A 1,724-nucleotide genomic window follows, 5' to 3' on the forward strand; every position below is an offset into this window, starting at 1 on the left:
GGCTCTGTTTTAGAAAAGTGTTGATAATTAAAGTAAAAAAGAGAGGAAATTGGATTTAATAATATTTCCTCTCTTTTTTGTGTTACTTGGTAGCACGGTAGCTGTAATAATTAAGCGGATTATCCCTATTTAATAAACCATTAGATTCCAAAATGAATAATATACTTATTATCTTGTTTTGCTTGATTAGCTAAAGAAATTAAATCATTATATTCTGATTGATTTTGTGAGGATAAAATTTGTATGAACAATTCTATTGACTGAGGAGGTATCAATGTAATACCACAGTATGCAAGACCCTTAGCTGGAACTTGAAGTGTATGCCAATAACAAGGTACATTTTCTAAATCCATTAGAATGTCTTCAATAAAATCATCGTGAATCTCAATGCAATGGTATTTCTCAGGTTCATATACATCGAATCGTTCGTTATTCATAGGCTCATTTTGCATAATTCCAAAGTCATGTTTTGCCATATTATCACCTCTTTAAAATTAGATGTAACTTCTAATATAATTGTATCACATTTTTAAAAATCTGTTCTTTTCACATAAAAAATTAATATCAACATATTTGTCATATAAATGAAGGACTCTTCGTTCTAATCATTTCATTAGATATTAAGGAGTAACTTGCTTGTGATTGTACATAAACTTTCTGAATTTTCAGAAGTTCTTTTTCGTCTTTAAAAAGCTCAATCCATTTGAACCATTTTAAATAACTGTTTAAATGTTTAGTTGAAACTCCTCTAAACTTTTGTAAGAAAGCTTTAAAATTACTGTGAAATGCATTAATGTGTTGGATATGATAGATACCTTTCATGTGTTTTCCCGACGGAATTGCTTTATGTTCTAAATCCAGTTGCTTAGCTAATTTCCCATATCCATGTGCACTATCGGTACACAAAATAGAATAAGGAGCGATATGACCTTCAAAGAAACGTTTTAGATTATCATATTTCGCTCGTCCCGTTCCTATCATACCAATTAAAATATTTCCTGTTCTATCTAATGCCGTTCCAACACATACTTGCTCACTTGAAAGTCCACGTTTACCTACAGATTCTCCACCACGTTTACGAGCCTCTCGTGGCATTTTAAATCGTTTACTTTTAGAGTGATTTCCTTTATAGCTATATCGAAGATAACATTCGTCTGCTTCAACTAATCCATCTACTTCACCTGTCCCCATAAATGAACTGAGTGCATCTAAAATTTTATGTCGCCAGAAGAAGGCTGTGGCGAGGTTAATTCCGCATTCCCAAGCACAACGACGTAAGCTATATCCCTTAATCATGCATTCAATATAATCAATCCATACCTTTGCTTTTTTCTTTGAATAAGCAGTTGGTGTTTGAGTTTGTTGGCTGAACGATTTACGACAATTACGACAAAGATAGCGTTGGTTTCCTTTAACCTTACCATTTTTTACGATATGGTCATCACCACAAAAAGGACATTTATACTGCCCCGATGAATATCTGGTTTCTTGAATCTCATTTTGAAGTTTAGATAAATCAGATTTAAAGATTCCTTTTTCAACTTCAACCAAGATTTCTGGTAAATCACTTGGTGCTACCCTATGTAAAAGTGTTAAAATTAGTGACTTTGGCATGAATCCAACTCCTCAAACATTTGTTCTATTACTATTATAATGAATAATTAAGGAGTGCGTTATGCAATTTCTGTGTAAAATATCAACACTTCTCTAAAACACAGCGAAAA

Annotated in this window: 2 protein-coding genes; both read right to left on the reverse strand. The window is 32.4% G+C overall.

What is annotated here, in order from left to right:
* Window positions 1-140 precede the first annotated feature (140 nt).
* Window positions 141-476 carry a hypothetical protein gene (locus tag HMPREF9402_RS04295; protein WP_009606625.1) on the reverse strand — a complete coding sequence of 112 codons (336 nt, stop codon included), beginning with the start codon at window positions 474-476 and terminating at the stop codon, window positions 141-143.
* Between the two features lie 100 nt (window positions 477-576).
* Window positions 577-1,614 carry an IS1595-like element ISTusp1 family transposase gene (locus HMPREF9402_RS04300; protein ID WP_009606626.1) on the reverse strand — a complete coding sequence of 346 codons (1,038 nt, stop codon included), beginning with the start codon at window positions 1,612-1,614 and terminating at the stop codon, window positions 577-579.
* Window positions 1,615-1,724 lie beyond the last annotated feature (110 nt).

This window comes from Turicibacter sp. HGF1, assembly GCF_000191865.1.
Taxonomy (GTDB): domain Bacteria; phylum Bacillota_I; class Bacilli_A; order MOL361; family Turicibacteraceae; genus Turicibacter; species Turicibacter sanguinis.